Here is a 20,436-nt window from a genome sequence, read left to right on the forward strand (position 1 = left end):
TGCTGTCAACACTGACTGCGGCCTGACTACTGGCCGCTACTCAGGACGAACGGGAGTCACGGCGCCCTTTCTCGAAACAATCGTCTTCTTACATTGCTCAGGACAGCGCCAGCGTTCCCGGCGCCTGCATCCGCGCCGGTTTGCGCACTTCGCGCTGGAAGATTTCCATGGACAGCTTCTTGGCCGCGATGAAGCCCGCCTGCGACAGCGTCTCCACCGTGCGCGGTCGCGCATCCTGGTAATGCAAGATGTCTGCCACCGCCGTCGGGCGCTTGGTCAGCAGCAGGATCTGGTCGGCCAGATAGACCGCTTCTTCCAGGTCGTGCGAGACCAGGACCATGGTGGTGCCGGTCTGCATGAAGACCTGCTGCAGCTTTTCGCGGATGAACAGCGTCATCTCGAAATCCAGTGCCGAGAAGGGTTCGTCCAGGAACAGCACTTCCGGCCCCGGCGCCAGGGCGCGCATGATGGAGGCGGTCTGCTGCTGGCCGCCGGACAGTTCGTAGGGATAGCGCATGAGGTCGAACTTGACGTCGAAGGACGCCACCAGTTCATCGACCCGGTGCTTGATCTCGGCCTTGGACTTGCCTTCCAGCTTCAGGGGATAGGCGATGTTGTCGATGGTGCGCAGCCAGGGGAACATGGCATCGCGGTAGTTCTGGAACACGTAGCCGATCTTGGTCTGGGCCAGCGACTTGCCGTCGAACAGGATCTGCCCGGCGTCGATGGGGATGAGCCCGGCGATCATGTTGATCAGCGTGGACTTGCCGCAGCCATTGGGGCCGAAGACGGAGACGATCTGGTGCTTGGGGATGTCCAGGTCGAAATTCTCGTACAGGGGCCAGCCGGCAAAATGCTTGGTCAGGCCGCGAATGGTGATATGGGTGCCTGGCGGCCCGGGAAGGAAAGGGGTTTCCGGGGGCAGGGCTATCTTGGGACTGATGACGACGCTCATCTTCCGCTCCAGTGGACGATACGTTTTTCGATGATGATGAAGACCACGTTCAGCACGTAACCGAGGGCGCCGGCCGCGAGGATGGCGGCATACATCTCGCGTACGTTGAGGACCTGCTGGGTGTCGATGATGCGGTGACCCAGGCCGTTCTCGGAGCCGATGAACATCTCCGCCACGATCACGATCACCAGCGCCATCGAGACCGCGCTGCGCAGACCCACGAAGGTGGCCTGCAGGCTTTCCCACAGCAGCACGTCGCAGAAGATGCGCCAGCGTGACGCCCCCATCACCTTGGCTGCCATGACGCGCTGCTTGCGCGCGTTGAGCACGCCATAGGCGCTGTTGAAGAGCACGATCAGGAAAGCGCCGAAGGCAGCGATGGCGACCTTGTTGATGTCGGAGACGCCGAAGATCAGCAGGAACAGCGGGATCAGCGCCGACGACGGTGTGGAACGGAAGAAATCGATCAGGAATTCCACGCTGCGGTAGGCGCGTTCATTGCTGCCCAACAGCACCCCGATGGGGACACCCAGCACCATGGCGATGACGAAGGCCTCCAGCGTGCGCACCACCGTGACGCTGAAGTCCATCAGCAACGGCCCCCCGGCCAGGCCCTTGAGCATGGCCATGAGCGTGGCTTCGGGCGGCGGCAGCAGGATCGCCTTGATCCAGCCGGCGCGCACCACCAGGTCCCACACCACGAACAGCGCGATGGGGCCGACGATGGGCAAGAGCCGGCCCAGTGCCGGGCGCTTGCGCACGACGGTTGGTGGAGAAGGGGGCGAGGTCGCCGTGGGCTTGCTGGCGGCCACGGTCACGGAAGGAGCGACGGTCTCGTTCATGATGGCCTCAGCCCTTGTAGATCAGGTTGTCGACCACGATGCGCTGCGAGAACACACCCTTCTCGACGAACAGGTCGTAGAACTTCTGGAAGTAGGCGATATCGCTGGGCTTGAACTCGTTGTAGAGCATGTAGGCCGCCAGCGGCACTTCATTGGTGAGCGAACCCTCGATGGCGGTATAGCCCTTGAGGTAGGCGCGCGCCTGGTCGGGCTTGCTGCGCACCAGTTCGATGCCACGCGCATAGGCGGCGATGTATTTGCGGGCCACTTCGGGATGCTTCTTGATGAATTCCGTGGTCAGCGCTGCCGCACCGCCATGCCAGGGCGCCATCGGGTCGCCCAGGATGTACTTCGCGATTACGCCCGCTTCCAGCACGCGGGTGGTGTTGTTCATGCGGCCCACGGTGCCGGTGGGTTCCAGCGTATAGGCGGCATCGACCTGGCCGGCCGCCAGCGAGGCAACGTGCTGGCCGATGGGCAGTTCCACCACGGTAGCGCCGGTGGCGCCGGCCCGTTCCAGCACGGTCTTGGCCAGCGTGACGTTCTGGATGCCGGGGCCGGAGGCGACCTTCTTGCCCTTCAATTCGGCAATCGATTTGACCGGGCTGTCCTTGGGCACCAGGAATTCATCGAGCACGTACTTGGCATTGCTGGGATTGGTGGCGAAGATCTTGAACAGGCCCGGCTGCGCGATCTCGCCGATGGCCAGGTTGCCAGCCCCGGTGCCATTGGCCGAGCCATCGGCACGGCCGGCCAGCATGGCTTCCATCACCTGCTGGGCACCGGCGAACTTGATGGCCTGCACTTCCAGCCCGGCTTCCTTGAAATAGCCCGCTTCCACGGCGGCGTAGAAGGGCAGGCCGGCGGCCACCGGCCAGTAGCCGATGCGGATCGGCGGCGTCTGCGCGCGCAGGATGGCCGGGGCGCCAGCGATGGCGGCGCCCGCCGCCACCACGCCGGCCGTGGCGATGAAGCGGCGGCGGGTGGTGTCCTGCAGGGGGGAGAGGGTGTTCTTTTTCATGAGCAGCTCCGTGGTGAGGTGTCGGTCGTATCGGTCGTATCGGTCGTGTCAGTTCAGCGAATCGAGGTAGTGGACCCAGCCGCCGTGGTAGGTGATGTCGGTGGCGCCGGCAATGCCGGCCGGCTCGCAGATGAAGCCCTTGACGCTGCTGCCGTCGGCCAGCTCCACCGTGCCGATGCCCAGCGGCGCCGGAATGGCGGCCACGAAGCCGCCGAACTGGCGCAGCGGCATTTCCCACACTTCCACCGCAATGGCGGCGCCATCGCCTTCGGTGCGGGCCAGGCCGGGTTTGGGCGGCGTGGTGCCGGCCAGGGCATACAGGCGGTAGTGGGCGGCGGTGCGGGTGACGGCCACGCGGCGTGCGCCGGCTTCCAGCAATTGCCAGTTCAGCGGCTGGCCAGAGAGATGGGCGCCGACCACGCAGACCTTGATGGTGCTTTCATTGAAGGGCAGCGGCGTGGCGGCAATCGCATCGGCCTGGGCGGCACCGCCCAGTTGCTGCTGCAGGCGCGCACCAGCCTCGGCCAGCAGATGGTCGGACCCGGCCGGGCCGATCAGGGTCACGCCGGCCGGCAGGCCGTCGCGCCGCCACACGCCAGGGATGGCCAGGGCCGCCATGTCCATCAGGTTGACGAAGTTGGTGTAGTAGCCCAGTTGCGAATTGCGCACCACCGGATCGGCCTGGACCTCGGCGATGGTGGGGAAGGTGGTGGTGGTCGGCACCAGCATCAGGTCGCTGCCTTCGAGCAGGTCTTCGGCCTCGCGTCGCAGGTCGGCCAGACGGTACTGGGCATTGAAGGCATCCACCGCGTCGTAATTGTCCGACTGGGCGGTGATCTGATGCACCACCGGGTCGATGGCCTGCGGGTTTTCCAGGAAGAAGTCGCCCAATGCGGCGCGGCGTTCGGCCACCCAGGGCCCCTGGTACAGCAGTTGCGCGGCATCGCTGAAGGGAGCGAAGGGAATGCGCGCCAGCGTCACGCCGGGCAGTGCCGCGATCTGCGCCAGGCTGCGCTCCCAGGCTTCCTGGGCGACCGTGTCGCCGTAGAACTCGCAGACATCAGGAATGGCGATGCGGTAGCCACGGCGCTTCACGCCCAGCATCGCCGGGCGGCGCGAATAACCGTCCTCGGCGTCGTAGCCGGCGGCGCTGTGCAGCACGCGCCAGGCGTCGGCCACGTCGTGGGCGAAGATGGAGATGCAGTCCAGGGTGCGGCAGGCCGGCACCAGGCCACGTGCGCTGATGAGTCCCTTGGTCGGCTTGAGGCCCACCAGATGGTTGAAGGCGGCCGGCACGCGGCCCGAGCCGGCGGTATCGGTCCCCAGCGAAAACATCACCTGTCCCAGCGCCACGGCCACGGCCGAACCGGAACTGGACCCGCCCGAGACATACTGCGGCTTGAGCGCATTGCGCACCGCACCGTAGGGTGAGCGCACGCCCACCAGCCCGGTGGCGAACTGGTCGAGGTTGGTCTTGCCCACCAGCAGGGCGCCGGCGGCCTGCAGGCGTTGCACCACGGTGGCGCTCTCGCTGGCCAGACGGCCGAATTCGGGACAGGCGCCGGTGGTGGACATGTCGGCCACGTCGATGTTGTCCTTGACCGCGAAGGGGATGCCGAACAGCGGCATGGTCTCGAACACCGCCTCGCCCTTGATCTGCAGCATCAGGTCCAGGGCGGCGGCCTGTTGCTTGAGCTGCTTGGGCGGCACCCGGCTGATCCAGACTTCATTGCGACCGGCGCTGTCGATGCGCGCCAGCAGATCGGCCACGGTCTTGCCGGGCGTGCTGCGCCCCTCGCGGTAGGCGGCCAGGGTGGCGGCGATGGTGGGGCTGTCCGCACCGGCGCTGGCGTGGATATCGGCGGCTTGGAAGGCAGCTTGTTGCGGGGTCTGGGTGGCGTTCATTTTGGATATTCAAACTTGAATACAAGATTGAATATCTTTAAGCAGAAGGCGTGCCAGGCCTTCGTCGGGGGCTGCGGTTGGAGGGGAAAGTCAGGCAGGAAGCGGCTTTGCGGAGGAAATTGCCGCACGGCAGGATGTCACGGGAGCAACGGCGCAGCTTGTCGATGAGACAAATTGGTGAGGCCTGCGCCGTTTTTGCACCTCAAGTGCGGCGGGTCCGCACGTTTAGGCGGCAGGTCGGCAGGTCGGGTCAGCCGGAGATTACAGTTCGCCCCATACCGCATTCAGGGCGGCCAGAGCGGCCAGCCCGGCGGTCTCGGTGCGCAGCACGCGGCTGCCCATGGACAACATCAGCGCGCCCTGGGCGCAGGCCAGGTTTTCTTCTTCCTCGCTGAAGCCACCTTCCGGGCCGACCACCAGCGTCACTGCCTGCGGTGGGTGATGGCGGGCCCAGCCGGAGAGCGGCTGCTCGCCGCGGGGCGAGAGCAGGATGCGCCGGTGCAGGTCGCTCTGGGCGATCCAGCGCTTGAAGTCGGTCACTTCGGCCAGATGCGGCAGGCGGTTGCGGCCACATTGTTCGGCGGCGGCGTGGACGATGCCTTGCCAGTGGGCCTGCTTCTTCTCGGCGCGTTCGCCCGAAAGCCGTACCACGCAACGTTGCGCGGCCAGCGGCTGGAGGGCGGTGGCACCCAGTTCCACGGCTTTTTCGATGATCCAGTCCATCTTCGACCCTTCGGGCAGGGCCTGGGCCAGGGTCAGGCCATAGGGCAGCTCGGCTTCGCGCGGGGAGAAGGTCTTGGGTTCGGCGTGGGCGCGCTTTTTTTCGATGGCGGTCAGGCTGGCGGTGTATTCACCCCCTTCGCCATTGAAGAGGGTGATGGTGTCGCCCGGCTGCAGGCGCAGCACCTGCACGTGGTGGGCGATCTGCTCGGGCAGGACCACGGCCGAACCGATCGCCAGGGGGTGCGGGAAATAGAAACGAGGCATGGGGCAGGGTCCTGGGGGCGAGGGAGATCAAGAAAATGCAAGAAACATCGAAAAATCTTGTCAGACGATTCATAGGCCGACCCCGAATTTTAATCCCCCCGACGCACTCTGGTAAAATACGGCCCCGCGCTTGTCCCGGGTATTCCGGGCGGGCGCTTTGGCTTCAGAACCCGATTCATGCGCCAGTCGGCGCCTCCAGCACAGCACAGCACACACAGACATCGACATGATTTCCACTCTCCCCACCGACAAGATGGCCAACGCGATCCGCGCGCTGGCGATGGACGCAGTTCAGAAAGCCAATTCCGGTCACCCGGGCATGCCGATGGGGATGGCCGAAATCGCAGTCGCCCTGTGGGCCAAGCACTATCGCCACAATCCGGCCAATCCGCAGTGGGCCAACCGCGACCGCTTCGTGCTCTCCAACGGCCACGGCTCCATGCTGCAGTACGCGCTGCTGCACCTGACCGGTTACGACCTGTCGATGGAAGACATCAAGAGCTTCCGCCAGCTGCATTCCAAGACCGCCGGCCACCCCGAAGTGCATATCACCCCGGGCGTGGAAACCACCACCGGCCCGCTGGGCCAGGGCATCACCAATGCCGTGGGCATGGCGCTGGCCGAAAAGCTGCTGGCGGCCGAATTCAACAAGCCCGGCCTGTCCGTGGTCGATCATTACACCTACGCCTTCGTCGGCGATGGCTGCCTGATGGAAGGCATCTCGCACGAGGCCTGCTCGCTGGCGGGCGTGCTGAACCTGTCCAAGCTGATCGTGCTGTATGACGACAACGGCATCTCCATCGACGGCCACGTCGAAGGCTGGTTCAAGGACGACACCCCGAAGCGCTTCGAAGCCTACGGCTGGAACGTCATCCCGGCCGTGGACGGCCACAACGTCGAGGCGGTCAGCGCCGCCATCCACCAGGCCAAGCTGGCCGACAAGCCGACCCTGATCTGCTGCCGCACCGTCATCGGCAAGGGTTCGCCCAACCTGGCCGGCACCGACAAGGTCCACGGCGCCGCCCTGGGCGACAAGGAAATCGCTGCCGTGCGCGAAGCGCTGGGCTGGTCCGCCGCCCCCTTCGAGATTCCCGCCGACGTCTATGCCGCCTGGGATGCCAAGGCCACCGGTGCCGATTTCGAATCCAGCTGGAAGCAGACCTTCGATACCTACGCCGCCCAGTTCCCGGCCGAAGCCGCCGAACTGCTGCGCCGCCTGAAGGGCGAACTGCCGGCCGCGTTCGAATCGACGGTGACCGCCTATATCAATTCCACGCTGGAAAAGAAGGAAACCATCGCCACCCGCAAGGCCAGCCAGAACGCCATCCAGGCCTATGCGCAGGCACTGCCGGAATTCCTGGGTGGCTCGGCCGACCTGACCGGCTCGAACCTGACCAACTGGAAGGAATCGGTGGCCGTGCGCGCCGACCAGCGCGGCAACCACATCAACTACGGTGTGCGCGAGTTCGGCATGAGCGCCATGATGAACGGTATCGCCCTGCATGGCGGCTACCTGCCCTTCGGCGCGACCTTCCTGACCTTCTCCGACTACAGCCGCAATGCCCTGCGCATGGCCGCGCTGATGAAGATCCGTTCGCTGTTCGTGTTCACCCACGACTCCATCGGCCTGGGCGAAGACGGCCCCACCCACCAGTCGGTGGAACACGTCTCCAGCCTGCGCCTGATCCCCAACCTGGACAACTGGCGTCCGTGCGACACCACCGAGACCGCGGTGGCCTGGGCCGAGTCGATCAAGCGCAACGATGGTCCCAGCACCCTGATCTTCTCGCGCCAGAACCTGCCCTTCCAGGAGCGTACCGACGCCCAGGTCAAGGACATCGCCCGTGGTGGCTATGTGCTGCGTGATGCGCCCAATGCCAAGGTGGTGCTGATCGCCACCGGTTCCGAAATCGAGCTGGCCACCAAGGCCGCCGATGCGCTGAGCGCCGAAGGCATCGCCGTGCGTATCGTCTCGATGCCCTCGACCGACGTGTTCGACCGCCAGGATTCGGCCTACAAGGCGTCGGTGCTGCCGCGTGGCATCCCGCGCGTGGCCATCGAGGCCGGCGTGACCGCCTTCTGGTACAAGTACGTGGGCCTGGAAGGCGCCGTGGTCGGTATCGACACCTTCGGCGAATCGGCGCCGGCTGGCGTGCTGTTCAAGCACTTCGGCTTCACCGTCGAAAACGTGGTGGCCAAGGCCAAGGCAGTGCTGGCTTGAGCGCTACGCCAGCCATGAGCGAGCAGGTCCTGATCCGCCTTGCCCGCAAGGGTGATGCGGCGTCGATCGCCGGTGTGCGCATCGACGCCTGGCGTGCCAGCTATCGCGGCCTGGTGCCGGACAGCTACCTCGACCATTTGAAGCCCGAGGAAAGCGTCAAGCTGTGGGAACAGGTACTGGAAGCCTCCTCGGATGCGGCCTGTACCTTCGTGGCCGAGAGTGGTGGCGAGATCATCGGTTTTGCCTCTGGCATGACGCTGGCCGAAGCCCGCTTCGGCTGCGATGCCGAGCTGACCGCGATCTGCGTGCTGCCCGATGAACAGCGCCGTGGCCTGGGCAAGCGCCTGCTGGCCAATGTCGCGGCCACCCTCATCAGCGCCGGCGCGACCGGCCTGATGGCGTGGGTATTGAGCAAGAACGAAGGCGCCGGGGAATTTTTCGAGTCGCTGGGGGCCGAAAGGCTTTATGAACAAACGTTCACCTGGGATGATGGCAGTGAACTGGACGAAATCGGTTTCGTCTGGCGCCAACTGAAGTCCTGAGCGTGGATGCGGTAAGAACAAGAACGGCAGGAAGGCCGGAAAAGACGGAACCATGGCCGGGCCATTGCGCCGCAAGGGCGTAGGCTGACGGACAGGTCGCTTTACCGGCTATCGGTTTGCATCGATTTTTACTACTTGAGGAGAACAGCATGACCATTCGCGTAGCAATCAACGGTTATGGCCGTATCGGCCGCAATATCCTGCGCGCCCACTACGAAGGCGGCAAGAAGCACGATATCGAAATCGTCGCCATCAACGACCTGGGCGATCCGAAGACCAATGCCCACCTGACCCAGTACGACACCGCCCACGGCAAGTTCCCCGGCACCGTGACCGTCGATGGCGATTCCATCGTCGTCAACGGCGACCGCATCAAGGTGCTGGCCCAGCGCAATCCGGCCGAGCTGCCCTGGGGCGAGCTGGGTGTGGACGTGGTGCTGGAATGCACGGGCTTCTTCACCACCAAGGAAAAGGCCAGCGCCCACATCAAGGGCGGCGCCAAGAAGGTGATCATCTCCGCTCCGGGCGGCAAGGACGTGGACGCCACCGTCGTCTTCGGCGTGAACCACCAGGTGCTGAAGGCATCCGACACCGTCATCTCCAACGCCTCTTGCACCACCAACTGCCTGGCACCGCTGGTGCAGCCGCTGCACGAAAAGATCGGCCTGGAAACCGGCCTGATGACCACCATCCACGCCTACACCAACGACCAGGTGCTGACCGACGTGTATCACGAAGACCTGCGTCGCGCCCGTTCGGCCACCCAGTCCATGATCCCGACCAAGACCGGCGCTGCTGCCGCGGTCGGCCTGGTGCTGCCGGAACTGAATGGCAAGCTGGACGGTTTCGCCATCCGCGTGCCGACCATCAACGTCTCGCTGGTGGACCTGTCCTTCGTGGCCTCGCGCGACACCACCGTGGATGAAGTCAATGCCGTCCTGAAGGCCGCTGCCGAAGCCGGCCCGCTCAAGGGCATCCTGACCTACAACACCGAGCCGCTGGTGTCGGTGGACTTCAACCACAACCCGGCATCGTCCAACTTCGACGCCACCCTGACCAAGGTCTCCGGCCGTCTGGTGAAGGTGTCGTCCTGGTACGACAACGAGTGGGGCTTCTCCAACCGCATGCTGGACACGACCGTCGCCCTGGCGACCGCCAAGTAAGACGTGTTAAGACGTACCGGCCGGGGTTCCCTGGCCGGGAGCGTCAATTTCAGGGCTGTTTCGGCTTCTTTTCCTCGTATGCAAGCCTGCTTGCCGAGGTGAAAATAGACGGATCAGCCTGCAAAAGGATCAGAAGGCTGTTGCGAGCGTCGCTTGCAATGGCCTTTTGTCCGTTTGCCGCCAAGGGCCGCAGGCCCGTCAACAACAAGAGCAACCGACCCAACGAGGGAACGCATGTCAGCAAGCTCATCCCAGGCCCGTCGCCTGTTGGCCAACCTGGCCTTGATATCCGCCGTCAGCCTGTCGCTGTCCGCGTGCGACTATGTCAGCAGCTTCACCAAGCCCAAGCAGACTCCGGAAGAGGCCAAGGCCGAGGGTATCGCGCTGGGCGCCGGCTGCCGCCAGGCCGGCCAGAGCCTGGAAGACTGCTACCAGCGCAATCCCGATGCCCTGAAGGCCGGTATCTTCGCCGGCTGGAAGGACATGCACGAATACATGGCCGCCAAGGGCATCCAGACCGTGACGCCGCCCACGCCGGCACCCGCGGCCGAACCGGCCAAGGATGACGCCAAGGGAAAAGATGGGAAGGACAAGGATGCCAAGGACAGCGATCGCAGCAGCCGTGCCCGCGAACGTGATGCCAATCGCGACAACGCCCGCTCGCGTGACCGCGAAAGCTCCTCGTCCACCACCCGCGACAGCACGACCACTGATCGTCGCGCCAGCCGCGAAGACAAACAGCCACCCAAGTACTGATCTTCACCTGGCGATCAGTTCGCTTTCAGGAAAGAGGGATGCACCGGCCGGTGCATCCCTTTTTTTCACTTTTGCGCCGACATGGCCATTTCAACCGAACACCTGCTGCCACAGCCGGATTACGCAGGCCCGTTCATGCTCCACGCGGATGGCGTCGATATGCGCCCGGTCCGAACCCTGTAGCCGGATCTGGTGCTGCAGCTTGCGGAAGAGACGATAGGCGTTGGCCGCCTCGTCGGCCATGAGGGCATCGATCAGCCCGAGCTGCGCCGCCAGCTTCAACAGCGCGATGTTGCCGATGTCGCCGGTCAGTTGCGGATGGTCGCAGGCATGGCGCAGGACCAGGTACTGCACCATGAATTCGATGTCGATCATGCCGCCCTCGTCGTGCTTGAGATCGAACATCATGCTGCGGTTGGGATGGGCGTCGCGCATGCGGCGCCGCATGGAAAGCACTTCCTCTTCCAGCTTGTCGGCGTCGCGCAGCTGGCGCAGCACGCGCTCACGCAGCGCCTCGAAACGTTCGCCGATGGCGCTGTCGCCGGCACAGAAACGGGCGCGGGTGAGGGCCTGGTGTTCCCAGATCCAGGCGGCGTTGAGCTGGTATTTTTCGAACGCCGACAGCGGCGACACCAGCAGGCCGCTGGCGCCGTCCGGGCGCAGGGCGATGTCGATGTCGAACAGGGTGCCGGCCGGGGTGTGGCTGGTCATCCAGGTGATGAAGCGCTGCGCCAGCTTGGCGTAGAGGGCCGGGGCTTCCTGGTCGTCATCGTCGTAGAGGAAGACCACGTCCAGATCCGAGGCATAGCCCAGTTCCTTGCCGCCCAGCTTGCCGTAGGCGATCACGGCGAACTGCGGGACCTCGCGGTGGCGCTGGGTGATAGTGCCCCAGACCGCTTCGATGGTCACCTGCACCAGTACGTCGGCCAGGGCGGAGAGTTCATCGGCCAGTTTTTCCACCGACAGGTCGCCTTCCAGATCCTGCGCCAGCAGGCGGAACTGTTCGGCGTGGTGCAGTTCGCGCAGGATGTCGAGCTGGCGTTCGGTGTCGCCTTCGGCCGTGGCCAGCTGGCGCCGGCAGTTGTCGGCGAAGGCAGCCCAGTCGGAGCCGGCCTTGAGGTTGCGGTCGTCCAGCAGTTCATCCAGCAGCAGGGGGTGGCGCGTCAGGTAGGTGGCGGCCCAGCCGCTGGCACCGATCATGCGCACCAGGCGCTGCAGGGCGTAGGGATATTCGGTCAGGAGTGCCAGGTAGGCGGCGCGGCGGGCAATGGCTTCGAGGAAATCCAGCAGCCGCCCCAGGGCCGGCAGTTCGTCGTAGTGCAGTGCCGCCAGCAGCGGCAGGCAGTTGTTGATGACCGTATTGAGCCGGTTGCGGCTGGCCTCGGGCAGGCTCTGCATGCGCGGCGATTGCCAGGTCAGGTGCAGGCGCCGGGCGCCGTCCTCGACGTCGTCTTCCGGGAAGCCGACCAGGCGCAGGGCGTCGGCCAGGCCTTCCAGGTTGTCGTTCTCGCTCACGCTCACGGCCGGGCCATCGGCTTCGCTTTCGCCGGATTGCTTGTCGGCGAAGATGGCGTCGAACTGGGCGGCGACGATGGCGCGCTGGCCTTCCAGCTCATGCAGCAGGGCCGCGCTGTCCGGGTAGCCCATCATCTGCGCCACCAGCAGCAGGTCGTCGGGATTGACGGGCAGGGTGTGGGTCTGGGCGTCTTCCAGGTATTGCAGGCGGTGTTCGAGGTCACGCAGGAAGCTGTAGGCGTCCAGCAACTGCTGCACCACCTCGGGCGCCAGCAGTTCCTTGGCGGCCAGGGTGCGCAGGGTGATGCGGGTGGAGCGGTCGCGCAGCTCCACGTCGCGCCCGCCCCGGATCAGCTGGAACACCTGGCTGGTGAACTCGATCTCGCGGATGCCGCCCCGACCCAGCTTGACGTTGTTGCTGCGGTCCGGGTGCAGGGCTTCCTGGCGCTTGACCTCGGCGCGGATCTGGCCGTGCATGGAGCGCAGGGCGTCGATGGAGCCGAAGTCCAGGTAGCGGCGGAAGATGAAGGGGCGGCTGATCGCCTCCAGGGTGGCGATATCCTCCGGTGTGCCGGTCAGGGCGCGGGCCTTGGTCCAGGCATAGCGCTCCCATTCGCGGCCCTGGCGCACCAGGTATTCCTCGACCATGTTGAAGCTGGCCACCAGCGGGCCGGAGTTGCCGTTGGGGCGCAGCGCCATGTCGACCCGGAAGGTGAAGCCGTCTTCGGTGATCTCGGCCAGGGCGCCGATGAGTTTCTTGCCCAGGCGCACGAAGAATTCATGGTTGGACAGCGACTTCTGGCCGGCTTCGGCCCGGGTGTCGCCATCTTCCGGATAGACGAAGATGAGGTCGATGTCGGAGGACACGTTGAGTTCGCCCCCGCCCAGCTTGCCCATGCCCAGCACGATCATTTCCTGCGGGCGGCCGGACTCCTCGCCGATGGGCTGGCCGTAGAGGGCGGTCTGTTCCTGCATCAGCGCGGCCAGATGGGTCTGCACCGCAAAATCGGCAAAGCCGGTCATGGTTGCCACCACTTCGGCCAGGTCGGCGCGGCCGTCGAGGTCGCGCGTGATCAGGGCGCAGATGATCAGGTTGCGCAGGCGCCGCATGGCGGCCGGCAGCGCCAGGCCGGCGTCGAGGTCGGCCTGCAGGCGCTGCTGCATGCCGGCACGGTCCATGGGCTGGGCGGCGGCGGCCAGGACCAGGGCCGGGCGGGCGGCGTCGGCCTGGGTCCAGCGGGTGTAGTAGCGGGAGGTGGTGGCGTCGACCAGGGATCGTTGATGAACAGGCATAGGGGACCGCAAAGCTCCACGACAGGATGTGAAAACACGATGGTGTAAAGGAGGGCAAACCGCCGTTAAGGTACGTCAATGGCATTTCATTGGCACTTCAGCAGGCCGCCCTGTTGACCGATAGTGTAGGCAGGACTGACAGCGGGCTGACGGTTTTGCACGATAACGGGGATTCTAGCCTTCCTTTTTAAACTTATCGGACATTTTGCCCCTCATACGTCCTTGGCACGGATGGCATGGCCTGGTTTTCCATGCGATCATGTCGCCTGCCCGATTTTCTCCCATACCGAGCTGCCTTTGCATCCTGATGTCCCACGAAAAACATAACGCCGCACCCAGGCCTGGCCGTTGGGCGCTGTGCTGGCGAGTTGCGCGGGGCAGCTACATTCACCTGAACCGGGCCAGCCACCATGTGCTGGGCTTCACCCTCAAGCTGCTGCTGGCGGCCTACTTCGTCTTTTGCGCGCTGTTCCTGGTGCTGCGCTATGCGGTGCTGCCCGAGATCGGCCACTACAAGCCGCGCATCGAACATCTGGTGTCGGCCCAGATCGGGCGCGCGGTCAGCATCGAGGCCATCGACGCTTCCTGGAGCGGCCTGCGCCCGCAGCTTTCCCTGTCCAATATCACCGTGCATGACCAGCAGGGCGAGCCCGCGCTGACCTTGCCGCGGGTATCGACCACCTTGTCCTGGAGCAGCGTGCTGGTGGCGGCGCTGCGGGTGGAAAACCTGAGCATCGAGGGCGCCGACCTGGCGATCCGCCGCGATGCCGCCGGCAAGCTCTTCGTAGCCGGCATCCCGGTGCCCACGGGGGGGGACGGCAGTACGCTGGATTGGCTGCTGTCGCAGCGCGAGATCGTGATCCGTCACAGCAAGCTGCGCTGGGATGACGAAATGCGCAAGGCGCCCGAGCTGGTGCTGGAAGACGTCAACCTGATCCTGCACAACCGCTGGCTGCGCCACCGCCTGTCCTTGCGCGCCAATCCGCCGCAGGAGACCTCGGCGCCGCTCGATGTCAGGGCCGATTTCAGTCATCCGGCCTTTGCCCGCAGTTCCGAGATCACGCGCTGGAAGGGCGTGCTCTATGCCGACCTGCGCAATACCGACCTGGCGGTCTGGCGCGCCTGGGTGGACTACCCGATCGCCATCAACAGCGGTCGCGGTTCGGTGCGGGCCTGGCTCGCGCTGGACCATGCCAAGGTCGCCAATTTCACCGCCGACCTGAGCCTGGCCGATTTCAACGCCCAGTTGTCGCGCCAGCTGGAGCCCCTCTCGCTCAAGCGCGTCAATGGCCGCATCTCGGCCAGCGAAACCCTGGGCGCCGGCCAGCAGGACGGCGTGCCCACCTTCGGTGCCAACGGCCACCAGGTGACCCTCACCGATTTCTCGATAGAAACCCCGGACGGCTTCGTCCTGCCGCCGACCTCGATCACCGAGAGCTACGAGCCGGCCACCCCGCTCAAGGCCGAGCGCACCAGTGTCAAGGCCACCTACCTGAACCTGCAGACGCTGTCGCAACTGGCGACCCGGCTGCCGCTGGCACCTTCGCAGCGCAAGTTGCTGGACGACCTGGCGCCACGCGGAGAACTGAACGATTTCACCGTGCAGTGGCAGGGCAGTTATCCGGAGCTGAGTTCCTACCGGGTACAGGGACGTTTCAAGGGCCTGGGCATGAAGGGCCTGGCGGCCCATGTGGAGCCGCGCAAGAATCCGGCCCAGCAGGCGCGCGCCCAGTGGGCGGGCTTCCCGGGTTTCAGCAACCTGAGCGGCGAGATCGATGCCACCGAAAAGGGCGGCTCGGTCAAGGTGGATACGCAGCAACTGGTGGTCGATCTGCCCGCCGACATGTTTGCCGAGCCCAGCATGCCCTTCGATACCCTGAAGCTTCAGGCGCACTGGCAATATCTGAAGGATCAGACACTGCAGGTGGACCTGGACCAGATGCAGTTCAGCCAGCCCGGCGTGGCCGGCAGCCTGTCCGGTCGCCATCTGCTGCCCTTGCAGGGCAAGTCGGCGGGTACCCTGGACGTGGCCGGCGAGATCAGCAGCTTCGACGTCAAGGCGATCCGGCGCTATCTGCCGCAGCACATGAGCGAACCCCTGCGACGCTGGCTGACCGAGGGGCTGATGGCGGGCAACCTGCATGATGTGCAGTTCAAGCTCAAGGGCGCGCTGGCTGATTTCCCGTTCCATACCGCCAAGCCTGGCGAGCAGCCCAAGGGCCAGTTCCAGCTGAGCGGCGACTTCGAGGGGCTCAAGCTGAATTACACCCCGGGCCATCTCGGGCGTGACGGCAAGGAACCCGAGTGGCCCTTGCTGGAAGAGGGGCGTGGGCGCCTGAGCATCGACCGCACGCGCCTGGAGATCAAGGCCGAGAGCGCCCGCAGCCTGGGCGCGCGGTTGGGGCCGGTGACGGCGCGGGTGGCCGATGTCGATTCGCACGAAGCCACGCTGGAAATCGATGGCGTGGCCAATGGTCCGATGCCGGCCTTCCTGCAGTACGTGAACCAGAGCCCGGTGGCGCGCTGGACCGGCAATGTCATGGAGCACAGCAGTGCCACCGGTGAGGCCAGGCTGGACCTGAAATTCCAGATGCCGCTGAACCACGCCATCGACACCCGCGCCCAGGGTGCCTTCCACTTCGCCAACAACGACGTCGACCTGCTGCCAGACCTGCCGGTGCTGTATCGGACCACCGGCAAGGTGGAATTCAACGAACGCGGTTTCACCCTCAACGGCGTGCGCGGCCAGTTCCTGGGCGACAGCCTGGCCATCAGCGGCGGCACCCAGAAGGATGGCAGCAGCCAGGTGCGGCTGGAGGGCGCGGTCAATGTCGAGGCGCTGCGCAGGCAATATACCGAGCCCTCGCTGCAGCGTCTGCTGGCACGCCTGTCGGGGAGCGCCCGCTATACCGCCACGGTGCAGGTGCGGCAGCGCCAGCCCGAGGTCAGCATCGAATCCAACCTGGCCGGGCTGGGGTTGGACCTGCCGGCACCTTTGCGCAAGGGCGCACAGGACGTTCTGCCGTTGCGGGTGGACCTGCTGCCGCTGGCCTCGTCCGATCCGCTGATCGAGCGCGAGGAATTGCGCGTCTCGCTGGGGCAGAACATCAGCACGCGCCACGTGCGCGAACGGGTGGTGGCCAGCGGTGGCAATTGGCGCGTTGCCAGTGGCGGCATCGGCTGGAATCAGCCGGCACCGATGCCACCCTCTGGACTCAAGCTGGCGCTGGCGACCGACAGCCTGGACCTGGATGCCTGGCTGGCCCTGAAGAACGACCTGGTCGGCAAGGGCAGCAGCAGCCCGGCAGCCAGCCCGGCGGGGCGCCTGGCCAGCGATGATGTGACGCAGTACCTGCAGCCGGACAATGTCTCGGCCCGGGTGGGCGAGCTCAAGCTGATGGGCAAGAAACTCAACAAGCTGATCCTGGAGGCGACGCATCGCCGCAATGCCTGGCAGATGAACCTGGAGTCGCAACAGGCGGCCGGCACCGTCACCTGGGACGAACCCAGCGGCGGCAAGGGCGCGGGCAAGGTGACGGCGCGTCTGTCGTCGCTGGTCATTCCCAAGTCCAGCCCGTCCGCCGAGGCGGCGCAGGCGGCGCAAGCAGCACAAGCGGCACAGGCAGCACAGGCGGCCCAGCCCCAGCCCGACAGCAGCGACGACAATGTGCAGATGCCGGCCCTGGACATCCGCGCTGACCAGTTCGAGCTGGGAGACAAGAAGCTGGGCCGACTGGAGCTCGATGCCAGCAACATCGTCACCTCGGTGGGGCGCGAATGGCGCATCAGCCGGCTGCTGCTGGCCAATCCCGATGCGCAGTTCCGCGCCGCCGGCAACTGGCTCAGCTTCGGCAGCAACCATACCTCCAACTTCACCTATGCACTGGACGTCGAGGACGCCGGCAAGCTGCTGGAACGCTTCGGGTATCCCGGTACCATCCGCGGCGGTCGCGGCAAGCTGGATGGCGACCTGAGCTGGAAGGCGCCGCCCTATGCCATGGACATGGCCAGCCTGGGCGGCCAGGTCCACATGGATGTGCATTCGGGCCAGTTCCTGAAGGTCGATCCGGGCGCGGCCAAGCTGCTGGGCGTGCTCAACCTGCAGGCGCTGCCGCGCCGGCTGACGCTGGACTTCCGCGACGTCTTCTCGGAAGGCTTTGCCTTCGATACGGTGGCCGGCACCGCCAGCATCGCTCGCGGCATCGCCACCACTGACAATCTCAAGATGGCCGGCGTGACGGCCTCGGTGCTGATGAGCGGCTCGGCCGACATCGCCCGCGAAACCCAGGACCTGCATGTGGTGGTGATCCCCGAGATCAACCTGGGCACGGCCTCGGTGGTGGCCATGGCGGTCAACCCGGTGGTGGGCGTGAGTACCTTGCTGGCACAGCTGTTCCTGCGCAATCCGGTGATGAAGTCGCTCAGTTTCGAATACAAGGTGACCGGGCCGTGGAGCGACCCCATCGTGGTCAAGCAGGGGCAGGTGTCGCCGGTGGACGCCGAGCGCGCCAAGGAAGTGCTGCAGAAGGGCCGGGACGACAAAGAGCAGTCCCCACCGGCCAATAACCTGCCCCCGGCACCGGCGGTGGCCCCTGCCTCCCCGCGTCGTCAGCCTGCGCCCGGCCCGGCCATCAATTCAGGTGCCTGAACCCGATCGGTGACGCCTGCAGATAGTCGCGGGATGGGCCATACTGAAGCATCCTTCATATCATTTACGCGTCCTGCCGTAGCCGGATGCGCCAGGCAAGTGGCAGACTAGAGGCAGACATGAGCCAGACATTCAAGGTGGCGGCCATCCAGATGGTCTCCACCCCCGAGGTACAAGAGAACTTCGCCAGTGCGGCGCGCCTGGTGGCACAGGCGGCGGAGCAGGGCGCGCAGCTGGTGCTGCTGCCCGAATACTGGCCTCTGCTGGGCCGTCACGAACGCGACAAGCTGGCCCATGCCGAGGACGATGGCACCGGCCCGATCCAGGCCTTCATGCAGACGCTGGCCCGACAGCACCAGATATGGCTGGTCGGCGGCACCTTGCCACTGCAGTCGGCCGACCCGGACAAGGTCCTCAATACCTCGCTGGTCTATGACCCGCAAGGCCAGCGTGTCGCCCGCTATGACAAGATCCACCTGTTCAACTTCGTGCGCGGACAGGAAAGCTACGACGAGGCCCGCACCATCGAACATGGCGGCGAGGTACGCAGCTTCGAGGCGCCGTTCGGCCGGGTCGGGCTGTCGGTCTGCTATGACCTGCGCTTCCCCGAGCTCTACCGGGCCATGGGCGAGTGCGCGCTGATCGTGATGCCGGCCGCCTTCACCTATACCACCGGCCGCGCCCACTGGGAGCTGCTGCTGCGCGCCCGCGCCATCGAGAACCAGTGCTATGTGCTGGCCTCGGCCCAGGGCGGCGAGCACGTCAATGGCCGCCGCACCTGGGGCCACAGCATGCTGGTGGACCCGTGGGGCGAGATCGTGTCGGTCCTGCCGGAAGGCGAAGGCCTTGTGATCGGCGACATCGACCCCCATCGTCTACAATACGTTCGAGAAAGCTTGCCGGCACTTCGCCATCGCAAGCTTTGACCTTTTTTGCCTTCCGACAAGACGCTATGAAATTATTTGAACCCAACATGGGCGCCCTGCAAGTGGCGCGCGACGTGCTGCTGACTCCCTTCGGCCTGGACGAATCCAAGCTGCTCAAGGCCCTGGGCAACATGTTCACGCACAAGGTCGACTACGCCGATCTCTACTTCCAGTTCACCAAGAGCGAGGGCTGGAGCCTGGAAGAGGGCATCGTCAAGACCGGCAGCTTTTCCATCGACCAGGGCGTGGGCGTGCGCGCCGTGTCGGGTGACAAGACCGCGTTTTCCTATTCCGACGAGATTTCCGAAGCGGCCCTGATGGACGCTGCCGCCGCCACCCGCACCATTGCCCGCCAGGGCAGCGGCAAGGTCAAGGTGGCCGGGTCCATGATCCCCGCCGGCGGTCGCGCGCTCTACCTGCCGCACGATCCGCTGACCTCGCTGGACGCCACCGCCAAGGTGCAATTGCTGGAGCGCGTGGAGCGCATCGCCCGCGCCAAGGACCCGCGCGTCAAGCAGGTCATGGCCAGCCTTTCCGGCGAATATGATGTGGTGCTGGTGGCGCGTGCCGATGGCGTGCTGGCGGCCGATATCCGCCCGCTGGTGCGGGTTTCGGTGACGGTGATTGCCGAACAGAATGGCCGTCGCGAGATGGGCAGCAGTGGCGGCGGTGGTCGTTATGACTATGGCTACTTCTCCGACGTACTGCTGGAAAAGTACGCCTCCGAGGCAGTTGCCACCGCCCTGGTCAACCTGGACGCGCGCCCGGCCCCGGCCGGCCCGATGACCGTGGTGCTCGGCCCCGGCTGGCCCGGCATCCTGCTGCACGAAGCCATCGGCCACGGCCTGGAAGGTGACTTCAACCGCAAGGGCTCGTCCACCTTCTCCGGCCGCATCGGCGAGCGCGTGGCGGCCAAGGGTGTGACCGTGGTCGATGACGGCACGATCGCCGACCGTCGCGGTTCGCTCAACATCGACGACGAAGGCAACCCGACCCAGTGCACCACGCTCATCGAGGACGGCATCCTGAAGGGTTATATCCAGGACACCATGAACGCGCGCCTGATGAAGATGGACGTCACCGGAAACGCCCGCCGCGAATCCTTCGCGCACCTGCCCATGCCGCGCATGACCAATACCTACATGCTGGGCGGCGACAAGGACCCGGGCGAAATCCTGGCCTCGGTCAAGAACGGCCTGTATGCGGTCAACTTCGGCGGCGGCCAGGTGGATATCACCAACGGCAAGTTCGTCTTCTCCGCCAGCGAGGCCTACATGATCGAGGATGGCAAGATCACCTATCCGGTCAAGGGTGCCACGCTGATCGGCAATGGCCCCGATGTGCTGAACCGGGTCTCCATGATCGGCAACGACATGCGCCTGGATTCGGGCGTGGGCGTGTGCGGCAAGGAAGGCCAGAGCGTGCCGGTCGGCGTGGGCCAGCCGACCCTGCGGCTGGATGGGGTGACCGTGGGTGGCACTGCCTGAGCCAGCTGACCAGGTTCAGCAGAAGCAGGTTCAACACTGCAATGAAGACCGCCGGAGAGCCTGCCGGCGGTTTTTTTTTCGTCGGCAGGGGATGGGAAAAGTTGCGGTGAAGGCGCTGAAGGAGACGTCGCCAGATCAAATTACCGCTTTTTTTGCAGGATAACCACAGCGAAAA

13 protein-coding genes are annotated in these 20,436 nt (G+C 65.3%); 7 read left to right on the forward strand and 6 right to left on the reverse strand.

Annotated elements, in window-relative coordinates; translation table 11 throughout:
* Positions 1-97 precede the first annotated feature (97 nt).
* The 5 genes from HBH1_RS01390 to HBH1_RS01410 all read right to left on the reverse strand — a co-directional run bounded on the left by HBH1_RS01390 (position 98) and on the right by HBH1_RS01410 (position 5,710).
* Entirely contained in the window at positions 98-955 is an 858-nt protein-coding gene (locus HBH1_RS01390; protein WP_102661294.1) for an ABC transporter ATP-binding protein, read from the reverse strand.
* Positions 952-1,797, reverse strand: a complete 846-nt coding sequence (locus HBH1_RS01395) for an ABC transporter permease (protein WP_102661295.1) — start codon at positions 1,795-1,797, stop codon at positions 952-954. The genes HBH1_RS01390 and HBH1_RS01395 overlap by 4 nt, the downstream gene beginning before the upstream one ends.
* Before the next feature lie 7 nt (positions 1,798-1,804).
* A complete protein-coding gene (locus HBH1_RS01400) occupies positions 1,805-2,818 on the reverse strand; it encodes an ABC transporter substrate-binding protein (protein WP_102661296.1) in 1,014 nt (337 codons plus the stop codon).
* Between the two features lie 48 nt (positions 2,819-2,866).
* Positions 2,867-4,723 (reverse strand): allophanate hydrolase, encoded by a 1,857-nt coding sequence (gene atzF / locus HBH1_RS01405; RefSeq protein ID WP_208399222.1) that lies wholly within the window; start codon positions 4,721-4,723, stop codon positions 2,867-2,869.
* 261 nt (positions 4,724-4,984) lie between these two features.
* A complete protein-coding gene (locus tag HBH1_RS01410) occupies positions 4,985-5,710 on the reverse strand; it encodes a 16S rRNA (uracil(1498)-N(3))-methyltransferase (RefSeq protein WP_102661297.1) in 726 nt (241 codons plus the stop codon).
* A gap of 157 nt (positions 5,711-5,867) precedes the next feature.
* Between HBH1_RS01410 and tkt the strand changes: the two genes are divergently transcribed.
* From tkt to HBH1_RS01430, 4 genes are all read left to right on the forward strand, one after another.
* A complete protein-coding gene (gene tkt, locus HBH1_RS01415) occupies positions 5,868-7,931 on the forward strand; it encodes a transketolase (protein ID WP_255411857.1) in 2,064 nt (687 codons plus the stop codon).
* A 14-nt stretch (positions 7,932-7,945) separates the two neighbouring features.
* Positions 7,946-8,473 carry a GNAT family N-acetyltransferase gene (locus tag HBH1_RS01420; protein ID WP_006463139.1) on the forward strand — a complete coding sequence of 176 codons (528 nt, stop codon included), beginning with the start codon at positions 7,946-7,948 and terminating at the stop codon, positions 8,471-8,473.
* A 149-nt stretch (positions 8,474-8,622) separates the two neighbouring features.
* Positions 8,623-9,636 carry a type I glyceraldehyde-3-phosphate dehydrogenase gene (gene gap / locus HBH1_RS01425; RefSeq protein ID WP_077237813.1) on the forward strand — a complete coding sequence of 338 codons (1,014 nt, stop codon included), beginning with the start codon at positions 8,623-8,625 and terminating at the stop codon, positions 9,634-9,636.
* Between the two features lie 234 nt (positions 9,637-9,870).
* Entirely contained in the window at positions 9,871-10,392 is a 522-nt protein-coding gene (locus tag HBH1_RS01430) for a hypothetical protein (RefSeq protein WP_102661299.1), read from the forward strand.
* Between the two features lie 90 nt (positions 10,393-10,482).
* Here the strand turns inward: HBH1_RS01430 and glnE are convergent, their stop codons facing one another.
* Positions 10,483-13,200: a bifunctional [glutamate--ammonia ligase]-adenylyl-L-tyrosine phosphorylase/[glutamate--ammonia-ligase] adenylyltransferase gene (gene glnE, locus HBH1_RS01435; RefSeq protein ID WP_102661300.1), complete on the reverse strand. Its 2,718-nt coding sequence runs from the start codon at positions 13,198-13,200 to the stop codon at positions 10,483-10,485.
* A gap of 307 nt (positions 13,201-13,507) precedes the next feature.
* Here glnE and HBH1_RS01440 point away from each other — a divergent pair, with 307 nt between their 5' ends.
* The 3 genes from HBH1_RS01440 (at position 13,508) to tldD (ending at position 20,261) form a co-directional block, all read left to right on the forward strand.
* Complete coding sequence (locus HBH1_RS01440; protein WP_102661301.1) at positions 13,508-17,848, forward strand: YhdP family protein; 4,341 nt, start codon at positions 13,508-13,510, stop codon at positions 17,846-17,848.
* Positions 17,849-17,967: 119 nt separating this feature from the next.
* Positions 17,968-18,774, forward strand: coding sequence for a carbon-nitrogen hydrolase family protein (locus HBH1_RS01445; protein ID WP_077237816.1), 807 nt, complete (start codon positions 17,968-17,970; stop codon positions 18,772-18,774).
* 26 nt (positions 18,775-18,800) lie between these two features.
* Positions 18,801-20,261, forward strand: coding sequence for a metalloprotease TldD (tldD, locus tag HBH1_RS01450; protein WP_102661302.1), 1,461 nt, complete (start codon positions 18,801-18,803; stop codon positions 20,259-20,261).
* Positions 20,262-20,436: the final 175 nt, after the last annotated feature.

Origin of the sequence: Herbaspirillum sp. BH-1 (assembly GCF_002870055.1) — a bacterium.
Classification (GTDB): Bacteria; Pseudomonadota; Gammaproteobacteria; order Burkholderiales; family Burkholderiaceae_D; genus Herbaspirillum; species Herbaspirillum frisingense.